General features: G+C 64.6%; 22 protein-coding genes and 1 pseudogene. 10 read left to right on the forward strand and 13 right to left on the reverse strand.

The annotated features are described in order from the left end of the window. Nucleotides 1–53: 53 nt before the first annotated feature. From ILT43_RS19225 to ILT43_RS19255, 8 genes and pseudogenes are all read left to right on the forward strand, one after another. Nucleotides 54–1289, forward strand: coding sequence for a molybdopterin-dependent oxidoreductase (locus tag ILT43_RS19225; protein WP_204200590.1), 1236 nt, complete (start codon nucleotides 54–56; stop codon nucleotides 1287–1289). Between the two features lie 14 nt (nucleotides 1290–1303). Continuing rightward, complete coding sequence (locus ILT43_RS19230) at nucleotides 1304–1786, forward strand: c-type cytochrome (protein ID WP_112384036.1); 483 nt, start codon at nucleotides 1304–1306, stop codon at nucleotides 1784–1786. A 134-nt stretch (nucleotides 1787–1920) separates the two neighbouring features. After that, nucleotides 1921–2496 carry a recombinase family protein gene (locus ILT43_RS19235; protein ID WP_204200591.1) on the forward strand — a complete coding sequence of 192 codons (576 nt, stop codon included), beginning with the start codon at nucleotides 1921–1923 and terminating at the stop codon, nucleotides 2494–2496. After that, nucleotides 2493–4265, forward strand: a complete 1773-nt coding sequence (locus ILT43_RS19240) for an HsdM family class I SAM-dependent methyltransferase (protein WP_184040602.1) — start codon at nucleotides 2493–2495, stop codon at nucleotides 4263–4265. The genes ILT43_RS19235 and ILT43_RS19240 overlap by 4 nt, the downstream gene beginning before the upstream one ends. Beyond that, a complete protein-coding gene (locus ILT43_RS19245; protein WP_204200592.1) occupies nucleotides 4262–5317 on the forward strand; it encodes a BsuBI/PstI family type II restriction endonuclease in 1056 nt (351 codons plus the stop codon). The genes ILT43_RS19240 and ILT43_RS19245 overlap by 4 nt, the downstream gene beginning before the upstream one ends. Continuing rightward, nucleotides 5314–5597: pseudogene (locus ILT43_RS19625) on the forward strand (transcription elongation protein SprT); the annotation flags it as partial. The gene ILT43_RS19245 and the pseudogene ILT43_RS19625, both read left to right, overlap by 4 nt. 66 nt (nucleotides 5598–5663) lie before the next feature. Next, nucleotides 5664–6299, forward strand: coding sequence for a nucleotide-binding protein (locus ILT43_RS19250; RefSeq protein ID WP_184040597.1), 636 nt, complete (start codon nucleotides 5664–5666; stop codon nucleotides 6297–6299). Next, complete coding sequence (locus ILT43_RS19255; protein WP_204200593.1) at nucleotides 6296–6586, forward strand: ribbon-helix-helix domain-containing protein; 291 nt, start codon at nucleotides 6296–6298, stop codon at nucleotides 6584–6586. Before ILT43_RS19250 ends, ILT43_RS19255 begins: the two co-directional genes overlap by 4 nt. Nucleotides 6587–6649: 63 nt before the next feature. On the opposite strand, the gene ILT43_RS19260 is transcribed toward ILT43_RS19255, so the two are convergent. The 6 genes from ILT43_RS19260 to ILT43_RS19285 all read right to left on the reverse strand — a co-directional run bounded on the left by ILT43_RS19260 (nucleotide 6650) and on the right by ILT43_RS19285 (nucleotide 12345). Next, on the reverse strand, nucleotides 6650–7771 hold the full coding sequence (locus ILT43_RS19260; RefSeq protein ID WP_204200594.1) for an AAA family ATPase: 1122 nt from the start codon (nucleotides 7769–7771) through the stop codon (nucleotides 6650–6652). Nucleotides 7772–8192: 421 nt separating this feature from the next. After that, a complete protein-coding gene (locus ILT43_RS19265; RefSeq protein WP_088368471.1) occupies nucleotides 8193–9071 on the reverse strand; it encodes a replication initiation protein in 879 nt (292 codons plus the stop codon). Nucleotides 9072–9958: 887 nt separating this feature from the next. Further along, nucleotides 9959–11503 (reverse strand): type IV secretory system conjugative DNA transfer family protein, encoded by a 1545-nt coding sequence (locus ILT43_RS19270; RefSeq protein ID WP_204200595.1) that lies wholly within the window; start codon nucleotides 11501–11503, stop codon nucleotides 9959–9961. Beyond that, nucleotides 11503–11787 (reverse strand): hypothetical protein, encoded by a 285-nt coding sequence (locus ILT43_RS19275; protein WP_184040697.1) that lies wholly within the window; start codon nucleotides 11785–11787, stop codon nucleotides 11503–11505. Before ILT43_RS19275 ends, ILT43_RS19270 begins: the two co-directional genes overlap by 1 nt. Further along, nucleotides 11784–12002 carry a conjugal transfer protein TraD gene (locus tag ILT43_RS19280; protein WP_184040733.1) on the reverse strand — a complete coding sequence of 73 codons (219 nt, stop codon included), beginning with the start codon at nucleotides 12000–12002 and terminating at the stop codon, nucleotides 11784–11786. Before ILT43_RS19280 ends, ILT43_RS19275 begins: the two co-directional genes overlap by 4 nt. A gap of 13 nt (nucleotides 12003–12015) precedes the next feature. Beyond that, complete coding sequence (locus ILT43_RS19285; RefSeq protein ID WP_184040694.1) at nucleotides 12016–12345, reverse strand: conjugal transfer protein TraD; 330 nt, start codon at nucleotides 12343–12345, stop codon at nucleotides 12016–12018. Nucleotides 12346–12519: 174 nt separating this feature from the next. On the opposite strand from ILT43_RS19285, the gene traA reads away from it, so the two are divergent. Continuing rightward, the gene (gene traA / locus ILT43_RS19290) at nucleotides 12520–15444 is read left to right on the forward strand and encodes a Ti-type conjugative transfer relaxase TraA (RefSeq protein WP_204200597.1); all 2925 of its coding nucleotides are present in this window, start codon (nucleotides 12520–12522) and stop codon (nucleotides 15442–15444) included. Nucleotides 15445–15477: 33 nt separating this feature from the next. Next, nucleotides 15478–16167, forward strand: coding sequence for a DUF6118 family protein (locus ILT43_RS19295; protein ID WP_184040688.1), 690 nt, complete (start codon nucleotides 15478–15480; stop codon nucleotides 16165–16167). Nucleotides 16168–16400: 233 nt separating this feature from the next. On the opposite strand, the gene ILT43_RS19300 is transcribed toward ILT43_RS19295, so the two are convergent. The 7 genes from ILT43_RS19300 to ILT43_RS19330 all read right to left on the reverse strand — a co-directional run bounded on the left by ILT43_RS19300 (nucleotide 16401) and on the right by ILT43_RS19330 (nucleotide 20500). Then, nucleotides 16401–16712, reverse strand: coding sequence for a hypothetical protein (locus ILT43_RS19300; protein WP_184040685.1), 312 nt, complete (start codon nucleotides 16710–16712; stop codon nucleotides 16401–16403). Nucleotides 16713–16793: 81 nt separating this feature from the next. Next, a complete protein-coding gene (arsH, locus tag ILT43_RS19305; protein ID WP_204200598.1) occupies nucleotides 16794–17540 on the reverse strand; it encodes an arsenical resistance protein ArsH in 747 nt (248 codons plus the stop codon). Beyond that, nucleotides 17540–17983 carry an arsenic resistance N-acetyltransferase ArsN2 gene (gene arsN2 / locus ILT43_RS19310; protein ID WP_204200599.1) on the reverse strand — a complete coding sequence of 148 codons (444 nt, stop codon included), beginning with the start codon at nucleotides 17981–17983 and terminating at the stop codon, nucleotides 17540–17542. Before arsN2 ends, arsH begins: the two co-directional genes overlap by 1 nt. Then, nucleotides 17980–19266: an arsenic transporter gene (locus tag ILT43_RS19315; protein WP_184040682.1), complete on the reverse strand. Its 1287-nt coding sequence runs from the start codon at nucleotides 19264–19266 to the stop codon at nucleotides 17980–17982. The genes arsN2 and ILT43_RS19315 overlap by 4 nt, the downstream gene beginning before the upstream one ends. Continuing rightward, nucleotides 19266–19694, reverse strand: coding sequence for an arsenate reductase (glutaredoxin) (gene arsC, locus ILT43_RS19320; RefSeq protein ID WP_184040679.1), 429 nt, complete (start codon nucleotides 19692–19694; stop codon nucleotides 19266–19268). Before arsC ends, ILT43_RS19315 begins: the two co-directional genes overlap by 1 nt. Before the next feature lie 11 nt (nucleotides 19695–19705). After that, nucleotides 19706–20038, reverse strand: coding sequence for an ArsR/SmtB family transcription factor (locus tag ILT43_RS19325; RefSeq protein WP_184040676.1), 333 nt, complete (start codon nucleotides 20036–20038; stop codon nucleotides 19706–19708). Nucleotides 20039–20095: 57 nt separating this feature from the next. Next, nucleotides 20096–20500 carry a MerR family transcriptional regulator gene (locus tag ILT43_RS19330; protein WP_184040674.1) on the reverse strand — a complete coding sequence of 135 codons (405 nt, stop codon included), beginning with the start codon at nucleotides 20498–20500 and terminating at the stop codon, nucleotides 20096–20098. Nucleotides 20501–20546 lie beyond the last annotated feature (46 nt).

Raw genomic sequence — 20546 nt, forward strand, 5'->3', positions numbered from 1 at the left:
TGCAGAATGCCCCTTCGATCCGCCAGCGTGACTGGCCACAGGAGAGCCTTGTCATGGACAATTTCGACGCCGGGCTGGCGAGTGAGACCAGCCGTCGCCGCTTCCTCAGCCATGCCGCGCTCGGCACCGCCGGCCTTGCCGCCGCGCCGGCACTGGCGCAGCAGCTCGTCGACCTGAAGCTGCCCGGCGGCAATGCCGAGCGGCCGATGACCAGCGCCTTTCCCGGCAAGGGCAGCATGATCCTCCAGCGCGTCCATCCACCCTTGCTGGAGACGCCGATGGAGGTCTTCGACAAGTCGGTGTTCACGCCCAACGACCAGTTCTTCGTCCGCTGGCACTGGGCCGACATACCGACCTCGATCGACGTCGAAAGTTTCCGCCTCAACGTCTTCGGCCACGTCAATCGGCCGCTGTCGATCAGCCTCGCTCAGCTGCTGCGCCTTCCACGGGTCGAGATGGCGGCGGTGAACCAGTGCTCGGGCAACAGCCGCGGGCTGTTCCAGCCGCGCGTCGCCGGCGCGCAATGGGGCAATGGCGCGATGGGCAACGCCAAGTGGCTCGGCGTTCGCCTGCGCGACGTGCTCGACCTCGCCGGGGTCAAGGCAGGCGCGGTGCAGGTGCGCTTCGGCGCTCTCGATCAGCCGGTCGTGGCGGGCGCTCCTGACTTCGAGAAGGCACTCGACATCGACCATGCCCGCGACGGCGAGGTCATGATCGCCTTCGGCATGAACGGCGAGCAACTGCCGCTCCTCAACGGCTTTCCCTGCCGGCTGATCGTGCCGGGCTGGTACTCGACCTATTGGGTCAAGATGCTGAACGCGATCGAGGTACTGCCCGGCCCTGACGACCAGTATTGGATGGCCAAGGCCTACAAGATCCCCGCGACACCCGGCGCGAATGTCGCGCCCGGTGCCAAGGACTTCCCGACCGTACCGATCAATCGCATGATCCCGCGTAGCTGGATGACCAGCCTGCCCGATGGTCAGGCGATCGCCTATGAAGCGTCGATCCCGGTCGGCGGCATCGCAATGGGCGGCGATTGCGGCGTCGTCAAGGTCGATGTGTCGTCGGACGGTGGCCGCACCTGGTACAGGACGACGCTCGGAGCGGACGAGGGCAGGTACAGCTTCCGGCGCTGGGACGGGCGGGTGCCGCTGAGACGCGGGCCTAACCCCATCATGGTGCGCTGCTGGAACACCAACGGTGTCGCTCAGCCGATGAAGCCGATCTGGAATCCCGGCGGGTTCATGCGCGGCAACATTGAAACCACCACCATCATCGCGGCCTGAGGAGCGAGCAAATCATGAAGACTCCGTCTCCCGGCATGATGGCTGCTGGCCTGATCGGCCTGACCGGCATCATCCTCGTCTCGATCGGCGCGCCGAGCAGCCGCAAGGCGCCCGTTCCGATCTCCGAGACATCCGAGCCGGCACCGGCCGCCAGCGTGTCAGCGCGCGGCTTCTCGCTTGCCTCGACCAGCGTCGACCTGCCGGCCGACGACGCGACCTACCCCGACGGTCCGCACGCCGACGTCATCAATGCCAATTGCACCTCGTGCCACTCAGCCAGCATGGCGCTGACCCAGCCTGCGCTATCGGCGGATCAGTGGAAGGCGACCGTCACCAAGATGCGTGAGGTGTATAAGGCGCCAGTGGCCGAGAAGGACGTCGATGCGATCGTTGCTTATCTCACCGCTATGCCGAGCCAGAAGGTGGCACCCGCGACCGGCAAGGCGCAGGACCCGGACCCCAAAGTGGCTCCTGATGTCTCAGGTGGAACCGGCTAACCGATCTACTTCCATAATCCCGAAATACCATCCCAATCGGGACGGTGTCGGAGCCGTCCGGTTCTGACACCACCGACTGACACACGCATTTCCGCGGGTTTACAGGTGTCAGAATCCCGTGTCAGAAGGCCGGTATGCAAATCGGCTATGCGCGGGTGTCTCGCGGCGATCACCAAGACCTCGATGCCCAAGTCGCCGCGCTTGCTGCAGCGGGGTGCGATCCGATCCTTCGCGAGGAAGCCTCAGGCGGACAGACCGATCGGCCCGAGTTGGCGCGCGCGATCAGGAGCCTGCAGCCGGGTGACGTGCTGGTGGTGTGGAAGCTCGATCGCTTGTCGCGCTCTCTGCGTGACCTTCTGTTCACGCTGGAGGAAGTCGCGGCGGCCGGTGCCGGATTCCGCTCGCTGACCGAGGCCGTGGATACGACGACGCCGGCGGGACGATTGATGACACAGACGCTTGGCGCCTTCGCCGAGTTCGAGCGCGCCATGATCCGCGAGCGCACCATGAGTGGGCTCGCGCACGCGCGCCAAGCTGGGCGTCTGCTGGGTCGCCGACCAAGCCTCACTCGGCAGCAGCGCGCCGAGATCGTCGCCAAAGCGGAATCCGGCCAAGGATCACCGGCGCAGCTTGCCAGCCTGTTCCGCGTCTCTCGCTCCACCGTGCAGCGGGTGCTTCGCGACCATCGTAACCGATCGGCCGTGGCATGAGCCTTGCCCCTGCCCTGCTCCGCGACTTGCCTGCAGACCTCGATGCGCAACGCTACGAGCTGGCCCGTGCCCGCCAGCTCGCTCGGGCATGGGCAGAGACGCTGCCCGAACCGCGACGCCGGGACATGGCCGCGCTGTTCACTCGCGATGCGATCGACACCTATCGCGCCGAGGCCCGACCCCATGCGATCCTCAGTCCACCATTCGCCGCACCCTATGGCCGGCTCGATCGCGCGGTCGCCGAGCTGGCTGCAGTGGTGGGGCGTGAGGCCGCGCCGTTGCCGATCGCCGAGGCGGTTTATTTCCTGACCGGCCTCTACACGACCCTGCTCGCGGCACGGGAGCGCGGGGCGATGGGGGCGTTCTACACCCCGCCGGCGCTGGCGAACCGGTTGCTCGACATGGCCGAGGAACAGGGGATCGACTGGACCCGTGCGCGCGTGCTCGATCCGGCGAGCGGCGGAGGCGCGTTCCTGTTGCCTGCAGCCGAACGGATGATCGCTGCGCTTCCCGCGGCCGAGCCGGCGATCGTACTGCGGCAGATCGGCACCCGCCTGACCGGGCTGGAGCTGGATCCCTATGCCGCGGGCTTCGGGCAGAATGCGATCGAACTGCTGCTGGCGGATGTGACTGCCGCTGCAGGCCGTGCAGCCCCGATCGTCGTGCGCGTCGCCGACACGCTGGAGGAAGCGCCGGTGGCCCGCTTCGACCTGGTGATCGGCAATCCGCCTTATGGCCGTGTCACTCTCACGCCCGAACAGCGCCAGCGGTTCGCACGCAGCCTTTACGGCCACGCCAATCTCTACGGCGTGTTCACGGATATCGCCGTGCGCTGGACGAAGAAGGGCGGGACCATCGCCTATCTGACGCCGACCAGTTTCCTGTCGGGCAGTTACTATTCCGCGCTGCGTGAGCTGATCGCCAAGGAGGCGCCGCCCGTCGCGATCGATTTCGTCCATGCCCGGCGCGGCGTGTTCGAGGACGTGCTGCAGGAGACGTTGCTGGCGGCTTACAAGCGCGGCGCAAAGCCTGGCCGCGCTCAGATCCATTATGTCGAGGTCGCGAACGAGCGCGAGGCCCGCGTCATCCGCAACGGTACGATCGGCCTGCCCTCCCCGGCGTCGCAACCGTGGCTCGCACCGCGCGAGCCACGGCACAGCGCTTTGATCGCCAAGGCCGAGACGATGCCAGCGCGGCTTGCCGACTGGGGTTACCGTGTCTCGACGGGACCGCTGGTGTGGAACCGCTACAAGGACCAGATGCGGCTCCGCCCCGCACGCGGCGCACATCCGCTGATCTGGGCGGAGGCGGTGTCGGCGGATGGTCGCTTCGCGTTCCGGGCCGAGAAGCGCAATCACGCGCCTTATTTCAAGGTCGAGCGGGGCGATGCCTGGCTGCTTGTCGAGGAGGCATGCGTCCTCGTCCAGCGCACCACCGCGAAGGAGCAGGCGCGTCGCCTGATCGCGGCCGAGCTGCCGGCGGACTTCATCGTGCAGCATGGCGGCGTTGTGGTCGAGAACCACCTGAACATGGTCAGGCCCTCCGCGCGGCCCGCGGTATCGCCGGCGACGGTCGCGGCGGTGCTGAACAGCGCGGTCGTCGATCAGCTCTTCCGCTGCATCAACGGTAGCGTCGCGGTATCGGCGTTCGAGATGGAGGCGCTGCCCCTGCCCTCACCCGCCGCGATGAAAACGGTGGAGGCGCTGGTCCGCCGCGGTGCCGCCATCGAGGACGAACTGGCGCGCCTCTATGGGCAGGTCGTCCCATGACGCCGCTGCTAACCCGTGAACAGGTCCATGTCCGGCTGCAGGAGATCTTCCCCGATGGAGCGCCCAATCGCGCCTATCTGACCCGGATGCTGGCGGCGAGCACAGTGTTCGTCGCCCTCTATATCGACGCGGTTGAGGGCAGCGGGACGTATCTCGGTCCCAAGCACGTCTATCGCATGACCGACGAACGGGCGGCGCGTACTGATGCTGCCGACCGGGCCAGCTATGCGACCGGCGTTCTGCGCACCGGGAGCCAAGTCGAGGGCCGACGCTGGTATCAGGACAACACCCGCGAGCCGATCCGTGATGAGACGCTGCGCGAGGGACTGGTGGCGATCGGCGCAGTGACCGAGCGCACCGACCTTGCCACTACGTCGAGCAAGCCGCGCTATGCGCTGAAGGCGGGCTTCGCCGCTTTGTTCGACCCGGACCTCGCCGACGAATCGCTGCGGGTCCGGATCGCGGCGTGGCAGGCCGAGGCATTGAACAAGGGTGCGCTCGCCCGACTGGCGATCGTTCGCCGCGGTGCCGGCGTCAGCGCCGATCAGGTACTGGTCACCTTCCCGAACGGCGAGACGCGCCGGATGAAGCCCGGCCCCAGTTCGGCGATCACCAAGGCGGTGGTCGAGGTGTTCGCCCCCACCTTCCTCACCGATCCCGCCGTCCTGTTCCTCAGCGAGAGCGGCAACAAGGTGGTCGCGCGCGACGACGAGCTGGCGCGGTCGATCGGCCTCGCGATTCAAGCCGACCGGAACCTGCCCGACACGATCCTCGTCGACCTTGGGCCGACGCATCCGTTGCTGGTGTTCGTAGAGGTGGTCGCGACCGATGGCCCGATCAGTGAACGTCGAAAGGAGGCGCTGGAGGCGTTGGTCGCCGAGACGGGCTTCCCCGCCGAGCATGTTGCATTCGTGACGGCGTTTCTCGATCGCAGCGCTGGGCCATTCAAGAAGACGGTCGATAGCCTCGCTTGGGGCAGCTACGCTTGGTTTGCTGCCGAGCCAGAGCGGCTGCTAATATTCAGCGATGCCCCGCGCTCGCTTGGCGGCTGACCGCCACGACGCCGGGCGATGCTTTCCTCTCCGCAGTTGCGCCCATCCTCGCGGCTGCAGGCCCCCTTCCCCATGCCCGGCTCGATACCGGCGGCGAGACGACGCGCCCGAAGAAGCAGGCGACGCGGTTGCTCAAATGCGAGTGCGGGACATGTGGCTATACCGTCAGGACCGCGCGCAAGTGGCTCGAGACGGCCGGCGCACCGCTATGCCCGGTTGGGGGCACGGGCCGATGCATCATGATCCGCTCAACACTGACGGCGATGATCCGAAGCCGTAACGCTTCCCTTCCCATCCACGTCGTATATAAGTATACAAGTATAATTCTATACCGCAGGAGTGCAGCATGAAGGTTCTAGCCATCCTGTCCCAGAAAGGCGGCGTTGGAAAAACGACGTTGGCGACGTGCCTCGCCGTAGCGGCCGAGCAGGCGGGCAAGGAAGCCGCGATCATCGATCTGGACCCGCAGGCGACAGCATCGTTCTGGAAAGACGTGCGCCAGCTCGATACGCCGGCCGTCGCTTCGATCCAGCCGGTGCGGCTCGCGGCGATGCTCAAGGCGTGTGCCGACGCCGGCACAGACCTTGTGGTGATCGACGGCGCTGCCGTTGCGCGCGATGTTGCCTATGAGGCTGCGCGGCACGCCGACTTTATCCTCGTACCGACGAAGACGGCGGTGTTCGACACCATGAGCATGACTCACACACTCGACGTGGTGCGGCAGCTCGATCGCGCCTTCGCCGTCGTGCTGACATTCGTCCCCCCGCAGGGACAGGAGACGGGCGACGCGATGAAGGCGGTAGAGGAGCTGGGCGCGGCGGTTTGTCCGGTGACGATCGGCAACCGCAAGGCGTTCTTCCGCGCTCAGGCTGCGGGCCAGGCAGTGCAGGAGTTCGAGCCTAACGGCCCCGCCGCAGCGGAAATCAAGCGTCTATACGAGTATACGGCTATACGCCTATACGATGAAGTGGAGGCGGTATGATGGCGAAGGGCAATACACTTCAGGCGATGCTTGATCGGGCCAAGGCTGGCGGCGACGCGCCGGCAACGCCCGCCCCGTCCGTCGCGGCAACGCCAACCCCCGCCAAACCCGCGCAGGCGGGACGACAAGGGACCAAGCTGATCGGTGGGCATTTCGCGCCGGAGGTCAGCACGCAGCTCCGCATCCTAGCGGCTGAGGAGGGGACGACTGTGCAGAGCCTGCTGGGCGAGGCGCTGGACGACCTGTTTGTGAAGAAGGGACGCAGCCGGGCAAGTAGGCGGGTATAGGCGTATACAGTTATACTAGTAGGGAAAGTGCGAAGGCCGCGAAAGGACGGGTGCCCAACGGAATCATTCAATTCTGGCGACAAAGTCTCGAATGTTTGGCTGTTGTTTATCTAGCTGCGACTGATTCACTTGAACTGTTCGTCCTGAAAATTGCTTAGTTCCCGAGGTTAGGAAACAAATCGGAATACCTTTCGCACCAGAAACCACCGATGCGGTATTTGCATCATTGATCTGCTCTTCGAACATTGCACGAAAAGTAGCCCTATTTATAGGAGCGGGGCTGCCCCCGGGGTGTATAGCAAACAATCCAGGGTTTGACTGATAAACCCTGAATACCTCGGCAAAGATCTCAAGAACGACCGTCCTAAATGCTGTGGCCGAACTGCTATTCATTTGCGTGAGCCTGTTACCCACGTAGCTATATATCTGAGGAAGCCTCATAAGAAACTGTTGCGTGTTCCGGTAGTATTGAGATTGGATCTGCCCCGGGCGGCGGACCACACCATATACAAGCGATAAAACCGAGCGAACCGCTCGCTTTGAAGAGCCATCCGCCGAGAAAGGAATAATTAGCCGATCGGCGGCGGAAATCGCCAACTCGGTATAGACCGTGAAGCTTGGGTTACAGTCAATAAAAACCGTTATATCTTGTTGATTCCACGAGTTCCGAACGTCATCAATGAGGTTTCGTATCCAAGTATGGACAATCTGCCATGCGTTGGGCGGACCAGCCGTACAAGCAAGTTGAATTCTTGACGCTTGCATTTCCAATTCCTCGTCACCGCAAATAAGGTAGAGATTGGCGGGAACGGCGTTATTAATGGTCCGAGCTTGCGTAAGATAACTGGCTCCGCTGTGCGTGTCGACATACGGACTGACAATGCGATCATTGATGTAACCCGCAATCGTCCGGGGAGGCGTCATCCCCGAAAGCTGTTCAATAGCAGCTTCACCCGCTTCAATCCCGCCCAAAATCATACTGGACGAATTAGCCTGTGGACAGAGGTCGAGGACAAGAACTCGCTGATTAGGATGCGTTCGGGCATATTCAGACGCGACCTGGAATGTCAGGTAGCTTTTTCCAACACCGCCCTTGTTATTCCAAACCGCATAAACTGCCATATCGTCTCTACCCGTCAATCTAGGAATCACAGGCGACGAAATAGCGCCACCACCACGGCTCACCCATGGCATAGGGCATCCATTTACTCGTAATAATTTATGAGGGCGAGCTTGCCACATGATAGGCGATCGGCTTGCTCTCGACCGGCAAACTCACGTGAAATTAGGACAAGCGACGGCGCTGGAGGCGTGTTGGCTCACAGCTACCACCTACATGGAATTAGCACGTAGCGGCCTGTCAGAAAGCACCTGATTGCCGTCTTCCAACTGCACTACGAACGCTGGGCCGATGCGGAACGGATGTGGGAGGTGCGGAAGGCGCGCAACGAAAGCCGCCGAGCCTAGATCGCACGCCTTCAAAAACGAGATGGAGGATGAGCGGTAGCGCAGTGTCGATGCCAAGTGGGCCAAGGCCGTGTCAGTATAGCCGTATACGGCTATACTGACACGGCCTTGGCCCAAAAGTGAGTTTTGGGGTAGCGCCTCACCTTTGCGCGGCTGGCGTACTGAAATCCACCAGCACGGGCAGTTCGGGTATCCCGCCACGCAGCTTGGCGCGCCGCACGATGCTGTGTTGATCGATCAGGTTCTGTGCGTCGCGCTTGCCGCTGGACGTTTTCGGGAACCAATGGAGTGCCACCCGCTCGACCTTGCGCCCGTTCTTGATCGGCGTGAAATCGACATAGAAGGGGCAGAGCTTGTTGATTTCCTCAACGGCGACCTTGAGGCAGTATTTGTTCAGATCGGCAAAGCGTTCGAGCTTGCCTTCGGGGACGTTGAGCAAGCCACGCAGCTCCTCAATCGTGAACTCCTCCTTCTGCTTGTATTCGAGGCCGATACGCCGCTCGATCATCTCATAGAGGCAAAGGGCGTACTTCGACTCGAAGCAATACATCACCTGCGTCTTGAGACGGGCATAGACCTGACTGTTCCGTAGTATCTCGATTAGCTCTTCCGGGATGCGGTAGTGAAGGAAGCCGTCCTTCTCGAGGCTTTCATCGCTGGGACCGAGGAGCTGAACACGGCGCTTGTAGCTCTTGCCGTCCTTGCGGATCGTGACGATCGCGATGGTGCCCATGAGACGCAGCAGCGAGCTTTCCACGCGCTCATTGCCCTGATGCGTCCCTTTCAGTCCCGATTTTGCGATGCGATGGATGATCGGCTCGCCGATGCGCTCCCAGGCGTTGGCGATGAGCAGGTTATAGATACGGCGATCGGCGAGGGTGAGGGGGCTCAGCTCGACAATATCGACCAGCTCGCCGGGTTTGACGATTTCCCCATAGTTGGCGGGATCAAAGGGGTTGCCGCGCCCCTTCTGGGCCAGTGTGCGGAACGACATATCGACCACGGCAGGTTGCGACATAGACTTGACCAACGGTGAGCAAGAGGGACTTATCGCCTCACCTTAAACGCGAAAAGTGAGCCAGGCAAATGATCCGGCTCCCCGATAGAACGGTGAGGGGCTACCCCAAAACTCACCGTCACTCCCGACACTGCCGGCCAGCTACCCCAATGCTCACCGCAACCGGCCCGAACACTCACTTTTACCGGCCCCAAAGCTCACCGCACGCTACCCCGAAACTCACGCGAATCGACCCTAAAGCTCACCGTTAGGCCCGATTTTCCCCAGAAATCCTGGCCTTTCAGCACCCTGAATCTTGAATCAGAAGAATTAGAGAATCTGAATGGCGAAAAGTGAGCTTTAGGGTAGGCCGATCTGTGGATAACCAAGAGAAACAGATAATGAGGAATCGGCCATACGGCCGATACGTTTTTGCCGCGTGCCGGCTACGCCGTCACCAGAGCGGCGCAAGCGCCGCAGGCTATGCGAGAAGAAGAAGGGCGGCCGGGGCCTGATTACACCCCAGAGCCGCACAGAAGCGCTGTGAGAGCGAGAGAAGGGCATTCCGGGACCAAACCGGGTACCGGACGCAGCGCACGCCACCAGCGGCGCTTAAACCGCGATGCCAGCGACGCTTGTGGTGTTCAGTTCGGGTCAGTGTCGACTGTTACCCTCAAACGGTGAGGAACTACCCCAAAACTCACTTTTCACGCCAGGCAGGTGGAGACGTCTGCGCGGTATACGCGTATACAGGGAGGGCAGCGATTAGGCTGGCCTTCTGCGGCAGGATCAATCGGTCGCCGAAAGCACGAATCTGCCCGCAAATTTTATGGATCAGAAGGGCCACCACTGTGGTCGCGCCGACTGGCAAGCGGATTTCGGATGCCTTTCGTGCTTTCGACGACCTTTCAGCCCGGATCGTAGAGGCCGGCAAATTCGCGCTCGGCGTAATAGCGGATTTTGCCGACTACGAGAGGGATCTGGCCCTGCCGCAACAGTAGCAGGCTGTCTGAGTCCATCCGCATTATTTCATCGGGCGTCGCTAGCCGGCGCGACGCAACGTGGCTGCTGGAGCTTTCGGAATATGTGCCGCTGCTGAATACGCTTCCCGGGCCGGACGAGCCAAAAGTGGTGTATTCGATCGTGGTGTCGCCGATCGTCTTCGAGAGCATATCGGCCGTAGCGTGATCGTTGACGCCGAACGTTTGGATCACGCCGGCATTGGACATGAACGTGCCGGCACGTTCGCCATAGGTGGCCTTGAGCTGATGCATGTCCTGGAGGATCGGCCAGAGCTGCATCCCGTAGCCTGCCATCAGACCCATCGCCCGCTCCACCGGCTCCAATCGGCCGAGTGCGGCAAATTCGTCCAGCAGGAATAGCACGGGCTTATCGGGACGGGCAGGGGAGCGCGCCATATCGGTAACGGCCTGCGCAACCAGTAGGCGCAGCCAGCGCGCGTAAGTGTCAAGCCGATCGGGCGGCAGACAGAGGAACACCGTGGCGGGGCGCTCCTTCAAATCGGCAAAACGAAAATCGGACGTGGACGTGCTGTCCACGATACGCGGACTGTCGAGAAAGTGGGTGTGACGCTGAGCCGAAGACAGCACGCCCGCGGCTTCCCGATCGGACTTGCTGAGGTGGCGGTTGGCGGCGCGCGCCACCAGACCGCCGGCGGCCGGACTGTCCGACATGGCATCGAGCAGGGCCGCGAAGCGGGCAGGGGGAAGCGTCAGCAGCTCGCGCAGCGTCGCCAGCGTGCGGCGATCGGCGGGTTCGGTGGTGACGACGTGGAGGATCAGCCCGGCGATCAGCGCCTTGGCTTCCTCATTCCAATGCGCTTCTCCGGCCTGGCCGGGCGCGTCATGGACCAGTGCGTCGGCAAGCGTGCCGGCATCCTCCGCGAGGTCGATCGAGGCGGGATCGAGCCGATCGAGCGGGTTGTAGCGCGCGACCGGCTGACCCGAGACGCCGAACGGATCGAGGCACCACACCTTGCCCTTGGCGGCGCGCGCACGGGCGGTGACGCGCGCGTTCTCGCCCTTGGGATCGATGCAGATCACGGCGCGATCGAGCAGCAGCAGGTTGGGGATGATCGTGCCGACGCCCTTGCCCGACCGGGTAGGGGCCATCGTCAGCAGGTGTGCCGCGCCGCCATAGTGCAGCAGCTTGTTGGTCTTGCCCGAACGGCCGATGATGAGATCGCCCGCGCCTTCAAGCTTCGCCAGATCGCGCCGATCGCCGAACCGGGCCGAGCCGAACAGGGTGTTACCGCGGTTGCCGCCGCGGCGATTGAACTTCCAGATCGCGAACAGCGTCAGGCCCGTCAGCAGGAACGGCACATCGGTCGCGATTTCACCGACGCCGAAGATCCCTTTGAGCCAGGAATTGCTCGCCATCAGCACCACGAAGCCGATGAACAGCGCCGCTAGCGGTCCGATGCGCGCTGGCATCAGCAGCTCGCACCGGCAGGCGTGATCGCCAGCGCCGGATCGGCGTCGGGATGGCCGAGCAGTTTAAGGAGTATTTGCGTGGCGAGGGGAGGGGGCACGCATTCGTCGCGCAGCATGTCGAACAGCGCGTCATCCTCAGCAGACAGCGCCATGTTTTCGATCGCGAGGTTGGCCCGGGAATCCTCGTCGTCCTCGCGCCACATCGCGGCGTCGGTCAGGGTGCCCCGCACATAGTCGAGCGCGCGAACTTCGGCGCGGATTGCTTCAATGTTCAACCCGGTCATTCAACCTTCTCCGCTTCCGCGTCGAACGCCCGTCTGCCGCGGCGCTTCCACAACGCCAGCGTATCACCGGCATCATCGCCGCGCGCGCGTCCGGCGATATCAAGCAGCGCGCCGTAGAGCGTGGCGCGATCGTCATCCGTCAGTTCGACAAGCCCGGCTTTCTGGACCAGCCCGCCCAGCTCAATCAGGTGGCGTGTTCTTGTCCGACGTTGCACGACCCAGACCCTGCTATCCGTTCGCCGCTCCGCCGCTTCCGCCCGCAGCATCGCCGCCCGGTTCAGCCGCAGCGCCCGATCCGTCGATTGCAGCAGCGCCGCCACCTTTGCGCCCACGCCGTTGAAAGAAGGCCGCGCCCTTCGCGCGCCATGCCTCCTTCGCACCCGCATCCTTCGATCCGATCGCGTCGAGCAATACGCCGGCGAGGGTTTCTGCATCGAGCGCGTCGGCTCCGGTCGCGGTGACAAGCTGGCCAAGCTGTTCGACCCGCTTCGCCTTGAGTGCGCGAGTCTTGTCACCCAGCGCCTTCAACTCGGCATCGTAATCGCGAACCTTCCGCATCGCCTTCACCTTTCCGCGTATCGGTCAGCAGCATCCTAGCGCGTCCGGCACATGGGTAAAGCCGGAACGAACAGAAAGCAGCATCAAGTCAGTCAGGAGATGCGCAGCAGATCGTGAGTGCGCGCTTATACGTCGTTGCCGACGTGCGCTAAGTAAGGCAGTGTACGAAGCGTCATGGCGATCTACCATTTCTCCGCCAAGGTCGTAAGCCGCGCGAACGGATCGAGCGCCGTCGCGAGTGCTGCCTATCGTTCGGCATCCGAGCTGCACGACGACCGGCTCGGACGCGATCATGATTTCAGCAACAAGGCCGGCGTCATCTATTCCGAAGTGATGTTGCCGGAGGGCGCGCCGGAACGTTTAAACGACCGCTCGACTTTGTGGAACGAGGTGGAGGCAGGGGAGAAGCGCAAGGACGCGCAGCTTGCCCGTGAGGTGGAGTTCTCGATTCCGCGCGAGATGAACGAGAAGCAGGGCGTCCAGCTCGCGCGGGATTTCGTGAAGAGGCAGTTTGTCGATCGCGGGATGGTCGCGGACCTGAACGTGCATTGGGACAAGGCGAAGGACGGCACCCCCAAGCCGCACGCGCATGTGATGATGACCATGCGCGACGTAGGCCCGGAGGGGTTTGGCAGGAAGAACCGCGACTGGAACGGCACCGAGCTGTTGAAGGAGTGGCGCGAGGCGTGGGCGGCGCACGTCAACGAGCGCATGGCCGAGCTGGGGTTGGAGGGGCGGATCGATCACCGTTCCTACGAGGCGCAGGGGATCGGGTTGGAGCCGCAGCACAAGATCGGCCCCGCAGCGTCCCGGCGACCGGAGCAGGGGCTTGAGGCCGAGCGGATCGAGGATCACACGCGCATCGCCCGCGAAAACGGCGAGAAGATCATCGCCGATCCGGGAATTGCGCTGGACGCTATCACGCGCAGCCAGGCGACGTTCACCACCCGCGACCTTGCAACGTTCGCGTTTCGGCATAGCGACGGCAAGGATCAGTTCGACCAGGTGATGGGCGCGGTGCGTGGCAGCTCCGAGCTGGTAGCATTGGGGAAGGACGGGCGCGACCAGGAGCGGTTCACGTCCCGCGACATGATCGCGACGGAAGCCCGGCTTGAGCGGGCCGGCGACGAGCTGGCGGGTCGCGCCGGGCATGGCGTCGGCGATCGGCACCGTGACGCCGCGATCGACGCGGCCAGCGCCAAGGGGCTTGTCCTTTCGGCCGAGCAGCGCGACGCCTTCGATCATGTCACCGGCAGCGCCGGGCTGGCGTCCGTCGTCGGCTACGCCGGCAGCGGCAAGTCGGCGATGCTCGGCGTCGCGCGCGAGGCGTGGGAGCGGGAGGGCTACACGGTGCGCGGCGCAGCCTTGTCCGGCATCGCGGCGGAGAACCTTGAGGGCGGGTCCGGCATCACGTCGCGGACGATCGCCAGCCTCGAACACGCATGGGGCCAGGGGCGCGAGCAGCTAGGCCCCAGGGACGTGCTGGTCCTGGACGAGGCCGGTATGATCGGCACGCGCCAGATGGAGCGCGTGCTTGGCCAAGCCCGCGACGCCGGTGCCAAGGTCGTCATGGTAGGCGACCCCGAGCAGTTGCAGGCGATCGAGGCCGGCGCGGCGTTCCGCAGTGTCACCGAGCGGCACGGCGCGGCCGAGATTACCGAGATCAGGCGGCAGCGTGAGGACTGGCAGCGCGACGCGACGCGCGCGCTCGCGACGGGGCGCACCGGCGAGGCGATCCATGCCTATGATGCCAAGGGCATGGTCCACGCGGCCGACACGCGTGAGCAGGCGCGGGGCGAGCTGGTGGACGGTTGGGATCGCGCGCGGCAGGTCGAGCCGGACAAATCCCGCGTCATCCTCACCCACACCAACGCCGAGGTTCGCGAGCTGAACGAGGAGGCGCGCGGGCGACTTCGCGCGACCGGCGACCTTGGCGGCGACGTGACGTTCAGCGCCGATCGGGGCGCGCGCCAGTTCGCGAGCGGCGACCGCCTGATGTTCCTGCGGAACGAGCGGTCGCTGGGGGTGAAGAACGGCACGCTCGGCACGATCGAGCAGGTGACGCCGGAGGGCATGACCGTCCGGCTGGACGGGGGGCGTCAGGTCGCGTTCGACGCAAAGGACTATGCCCATGTCGATCATGGCTACGCTGCCACATTCCACAAATCGCAGGGCGTGACGGTCGATCGCGCGCACATCCTCGCTACCCCCGGCATGGACCGGCACAGCGCCTATGTCGGCATGTCGCGGCATCGCGACGATGTGCAGCTCCATTATGGCCGCGACGACTTCGCCGATCAGCGTCAGCTCGTCCGGGCCCTGTCGCGCGACCGCGGCAAGGACATGGCCGGCGACTATGCGCCGACACGTGGCGAGCAGGACCATGCCCGCGCGTTCGCCGATCGGCGCGAGATCCGGTTCCCGGAACTCGCGCGCCAAGTGGTCGAGAAGGTGCGCGACAAGGCGCGGGGCATGTTCGCGGGGTTCAAACCGAAGCCCGCGATGGAAAAGGCACCGGCAACCGAAAGGGGCGGGGCGGCGATCGGTAACGACCGTCCCGACCAGGCCAGGGCGATCGGACACTATGCCCGTGCCGCCGGCGATATCGCCCGGCAGACGGCTAGGGACTTGCCCGTGCTGCCCTATCAGGAAGACGCGCTGCGCAAGGCGGGCGCAGCGCTGGACGCCGTCCGGCCCGATGCCGCGCGTGATCTCGCCGCGGCGATCCGTCGCGATCCGTCGCTGATCGAGCAGGCATCGGGCGGCAACACGGGCGGTGCGGCGCGCGCGATGGCCGAGGAGCAGCGTATCCGGCTTGATCCGGACGCGCGTGCCGATCGGTTCGTGACGGGCTGGCAGGCGATGCAGCGCCAGCGTGCCGGCCTGGAACGGGCCGGCGACCATGAAGGTGCGGAGAAGACGCGCGGGCGCATGGCGCAGGCGGCGGGCGGGCTTGCCCGCGATCCGCAACTTGAGTCCGCGCTGCGCCGTCGTGCGCCCGAGCTGGAAATCAGGATCGAGCGTGAGCGGTCGATCGGCGATGCGCTGGCGCGATCGATCGGGCCGGCGCTCGACCGTGACAGGGGCATGAGCCGCTAGAGTTCGTGCTTTCGGATACGAGAAGGAGGCGGGATGGACGACGAAGATCATGAACGGGATGCCGCGGCCGAAGCGTTCGAGGGCGTGCGCGGCGAGCTGGCGTTGCTCAGGCGCGCGATCGAGGGGATCGCGGCGCGCGACGATCGACCCGAACCGCCCGATTATGGCGAGACGCTGGGTCAGATCACAAAGCTGGCGAACGCCACCCTCCAGCGCGCCGAGTTCATGCGGAAGGCGATCGAGGAGGAAGCGGTCGCCCGCCAAGTCGCCAACCGCATCACGGGTGCCGTCGCCGAGGACCGGCAGGCGGTGAAAACTGCGGCGGGCGAGCTGCGCGACGCCACGCGTGCCCTGCATGGTGTCGCGGCATCAGCCCGGCGCGGTGACGAGCAGAACCGATGGCTGGTCCGGGCGGCGATCGGCGGGATCGTCGTCGGCATGATCGTATGGGCAGTGTTCGCCGGCGTCGTGGCACGTTCAGTGCCGACAGGTTGGCAATGGTCGGAGCGGATGGCTGCGCGCACGCTCGACATGCCGATGTGGGAAGGCGGGCAGCGCATGATGCGGACCGCAGCGCCGGATGCCTTCGCCAATATCGCCGCGGGCGACCGGATCGTCACCGCCAATCGCACAGCAGTCGAGCGGTGTCAGCGCGCGGCAACCAAAACCGGGAAGCCGGTTCAATGTACTATCAGGATCGAGAGCGCGCGCGCTCAGCGCTGACAACCGGAGGGTGTGCCACGTGGCACTGCTTACGATGCGGCGGATAAACCAAGGGCCGCCCTTTCGGACGGCCCTGGCCTGTTAGTTCCCTTACGGGAAACGGACACTTCCAAAGGAAGGCCGCGAGTATCTTCTATCTAGAAAACTACGCGACAAAGGACAACCATGATGCACATGGGTGGTCAATCGTGAGAGTTTGAACGCGAACCTGGCGAACGACCCTCCTGCCGACCCTACCTTGCCTCCGCGTTAAACGCGCCGTCGATGAAGCTCCCTCGCTCGACCTTCCCGTTTAGCTTGCGGATCATCACGTCGGGATTGTCGCTGTCGAGCGAGTAGAGAGGAACGTCTTTTTTAGCGTAAAGACGGACGCCGGCTTTAGCCAAACGTTTCGTTACCCGTTCGAGCGCTTGCGTGCTGGCCTTCACGTTGTGCTGGACCATCGCCTTAGAGGGCGGGGGAGCCGTGACTGTCACATTGCCGAACCGCGTCTTACAGGTCTTTGCCCTGTGCGCGCCGAGCTGAATGATCGTATTGATCGCCATCTCCTGTCCTCTTGCGGCTAGGTTCGATTGACCACCAAGATAACGTCTATGGCTCCGCTCGGCTATCTATCGAGTTGGCTGCTATCCTTCGCGGGCAGTCGCGATGCTTGATAGATCCGTCGCCGTATCGACCGGCACGCCCGCTTCCTTGCGTTCGGAATAGCGGTCGACGAGCTGGGCGGCGTGCGGGCGCAGCAGCACCGTAAAGCGGACCAGCTCCTCCATCACATCGACGATCCGGTCATAGTAGCTGGACGGCTTCATGCGTCCGGCGTCATCGAACTCGTTGAACGCCTTGGCGACGCTCGACTGGTTCGGGATCGTCACCATCCGCATCCAGCGACCCAGCACGCGTAGCGTGTTGACGCTGTTAAACGACTGCGATCCGGCCGATACCTGCATGACCGCGAGCGTGCGCCCCTGCGTCGGGCGCATCCCGCCCATCGACAGCGGCAGATGGTCAATCTGCAGCTTCATGATGCCAGTGATCTGCCCGTGACGTTCCGGGCTGCACCACACCTGACCCTCCGACCATAAAGACAGCTCACGCAGCTCGTGGACGGCTGGATGATCGTCGCCGGCATGTTGGTCGGGCAACGGCAGGGTCGATGGATCGAAGATGCGCGTCTCGCACCCGAAGAAGCGGAGCAGGCGCGCCGCTTCCTCGACACACAGCCGGGAGAAGGACCGTTCGCGCAGCGAACCGTAGAGCAGAAGGATACGCGGTGCGGGATCAAGCGGGCCAAGCCCCAGCGCCGGCCGCTGAATGGCATAGGCGGGATCGAGTGCCGGCAGGGTATCGGGATCGGGAAGCGTGCGGAGCGGCATCAGAGAGCTTTCACGAGATAGACGGCCGACGCTGGGCATAGCGCGGTAAACTCGCGCGATGCGGCCACGGCCGCGGGGGCCGCGCCGCGATCGGCGTCGGCATAGCCGAGCGCCCGGAAGAATGGCACGGCCGTGGTTGTGAGCAGATGAAGGCGCCGCACCCCGAGGGTGCGCGCCTGTTGTTCGAGGGTGGCGACCAGCGCCCGGCCCAGGCCATGCCCGCGACGATCGGCGAGGATGACGATCGAGCGGAGCAGGCGGTCGGCCCCCTCCCCCTCCAGGCCGCCATATCCGACGAGGCTATCAGCCTCGAACCGGAAGAACAGGCGGCCGGGATCGGCGAGATCAGCGCTCGGCAGGCTGGCGGCATCGAGAAACCATGCCAGCCCGGCCAGCCCGGCCAGCTCGGCGGGTTCAAGCGCCGTGATGGTCAGTCCCGTCACCCGAGGCTGATCCGGATCGCGAGCGCCGCGAGCGTGACGAGCAGCACCGGCACGGTAAGCGTGACGCCGACCCGAAAGTAATAGCCCCATCCGATCCGAACGCCCTTCTGCCCGAGGACGTGGAGCCAGAGCAGCGTCGCGAGCGACCCGATCGGCGTCAGCTTGGGGCCGAGATCGCAGCCGATCACGTTGGCGTAGATCATTGCTTCCTTGATCGCGCCCGTGGCGTGGGTGGCGTCGATCGAGAGCGCGCCCACCAGCACGGTCGGCATGTTGTTCATCACCGACGACAGGACCGCCGCGATGACGCCCGTACCCAGCGCCGCACCCCATACGCCGCCTTGCGCGGTACGATCGAGCAGCGCCGCCAGATGGTCGGTCAGGCCGGCGTTCCGCAGGCCATAGACGACGAGATACATGCCGAGCGAGAAGATCACGACCTGCCACGGTGCGCCGCGCAGCACCTTGCCGGTCTGAATCACATGGCCCCGCCCCGCGATCACCAACAGCAGGATCGCGCCGGCTGCGGCCACGGCGCTGACCGGCACGCCGAGCGGTTCGAGCAGGAAGAAGCCGGCGAGCAGCAGCGCGAGAACGATCCATCCGGCGCGGAACGTCGCGGCATCGCGGATCGCGTCGCGCGGCGCGCGCAGAGCGCTCACGTCATAGTCTGCCTGTATGTCGCGCCGGAAGAACAGCAGCAGCGCACCCAGCGTGGCGGCGATCGACACCAGGTCGACCGGCACCATCACGGCCGCATAGTCGCCGAAGCCGACGTGGAAGAAGTCGGCCGACACGATGTTGACGAGGTTCGAGACGACCAGCGGCAGGCTGGCGGTGTCGGCGATGAATCCCGCCGCCATGACGAACGCCAGCGTCGCCTTGTCCTTGAACCCCAGCGCCCGCAGCATGGCGATGACGATCGGCGTCAGGATCAGCGCCGCGCCATCGTTTGCGAACAGCGCGGACACCGCCGCGCCGAGCAGCACGATCAGGACGAACAGCCGGCGACCATGCCCCCTGCCCCAGCGGGCGACGTGGAGCGCCGCCCATTCGAAGAATCCGGCCTCATCGAGCAGCAGGCTGATGACGATGATCGCGACGAACGCGGCCGTCGCGTTCCAGACGATACCCCACACCACCGGCACGTCGGACAGCGTGACGACGCCCGCGAGCAGCGCGACGACGGCCCCGCCCATCGCGCTCCACCCGATGCCGAGTCCCTTGGGTTGCCAGATGACGAGCGCGATCGTGGCGACGAAAATCAGGACGGCAAGGAGCATCAGGCGACGCGCTGGCCCGAAGCATCGACCACTTGCTCGCCGTCTTCCTTGGCGAACGCGCCGAGCTGGTCGCTCGGCAGCAGGTCGAGGACGGCTTCGGACGGCCGGCACAGCTTCACGCCGAGCGGCGAGACGACCAGGGGCCGGTTGATGAGGATCGGATGCGCCATCATCGCGTCCACCAGCGCGTCGTCGGACAGCGACGTGTCGCCAAGGCCCAGCTCCGCATAGGGCGTCCCCTTCTCGCGCAGCAGTTCGCGGGGTGTCATGCCGGCGCGGTCGATCAACTCGACGAGCAGCGCGCGTGCGGGCGGGGTTTTCAGATACTCGACCACATGCGGCTCGATGCCGGCATTGCGGATCATCGCCAGCGTGTTGCGCGACGTGCCGCACTCCGGGTTGTGATAGATGACGATATCGACGGCCATGGGACGTCCTTTCAGCAGCAGGGGGTGAGTTCGGCGACAAGGGGCGCGCACAGCGCCGCATTGCCGGCGCAGCAATCCTTGACGAGGAACAGCGTCAATGTGCGCAGGCCGTCCAGATCGGCACGGTAGATGATCGAGCGGCTATGCCGTTCGGAGCGGACCAAGCCGGCGCGCGCGAGGATGCCAAGATGCGCCGACATGGTGTTCTGCGGCACGTCGAGCTGGCGGGCGATATCGCCTGCGGCCATGCCGTCCGGCTCGTGACGCACCAGCAACCGGAACACGTCGAGGCGCGTGCTCTGCGCAAGTGCGCCTAGCGCAACGATAGCTGAGTCGTTTTCCATGTATCCAGCATAGTGGATATACGGAGCTTGTCTAATGCTGTCTCCGCGCCGGCTTCACTAAACGCTTGGAGCCAGGGCTTCGATGATCCGGCAGTCGGCGACGGTGTTGCGGCTACAGGAATCGATCAGCGCATCCAGCTCGCTGGCCAACGCCGTCAGGTCGGCAATCTTGCGGGTGATCGCATCGCGGTGCTGGTTGGCGATGACGTCGACAGCCATGCAGGATTGGTCGCGCCGGTCGGCAAGCCCCATCAATTCCCGCACCTGGTCGATCGAGAAGCCGAGATCGCGCGCGCGCCGGATGAACGACAGGCGGCGAAGATGCCCGGCGTCATAGGTCCGGTAGTTCGAAGCGGATCGCGCTGGCGCCGGCAGCAAGCCGATCTGCTCGTAATAGCGGATCGTCTCGACCTTGGTGCCGGTCGCCCCGGCCAGTTTTCCGATCGTCAGTTGGCCGGACATGGCGCTTGACCCTCTAGTGACTAGAGGGTGCATATAGGCTGCCGGA

The sequence above is a fragment of the Sphingomonas longa genome, from assembly GCF_016892685.1.
GTDB classification, from domain to species: Bacteria; Pseudomonadota; Alphaproteobacteria; order Sphingomonadales; family Sphingomonadaceae; genus Sphingomonas; species Sphingomonas longa.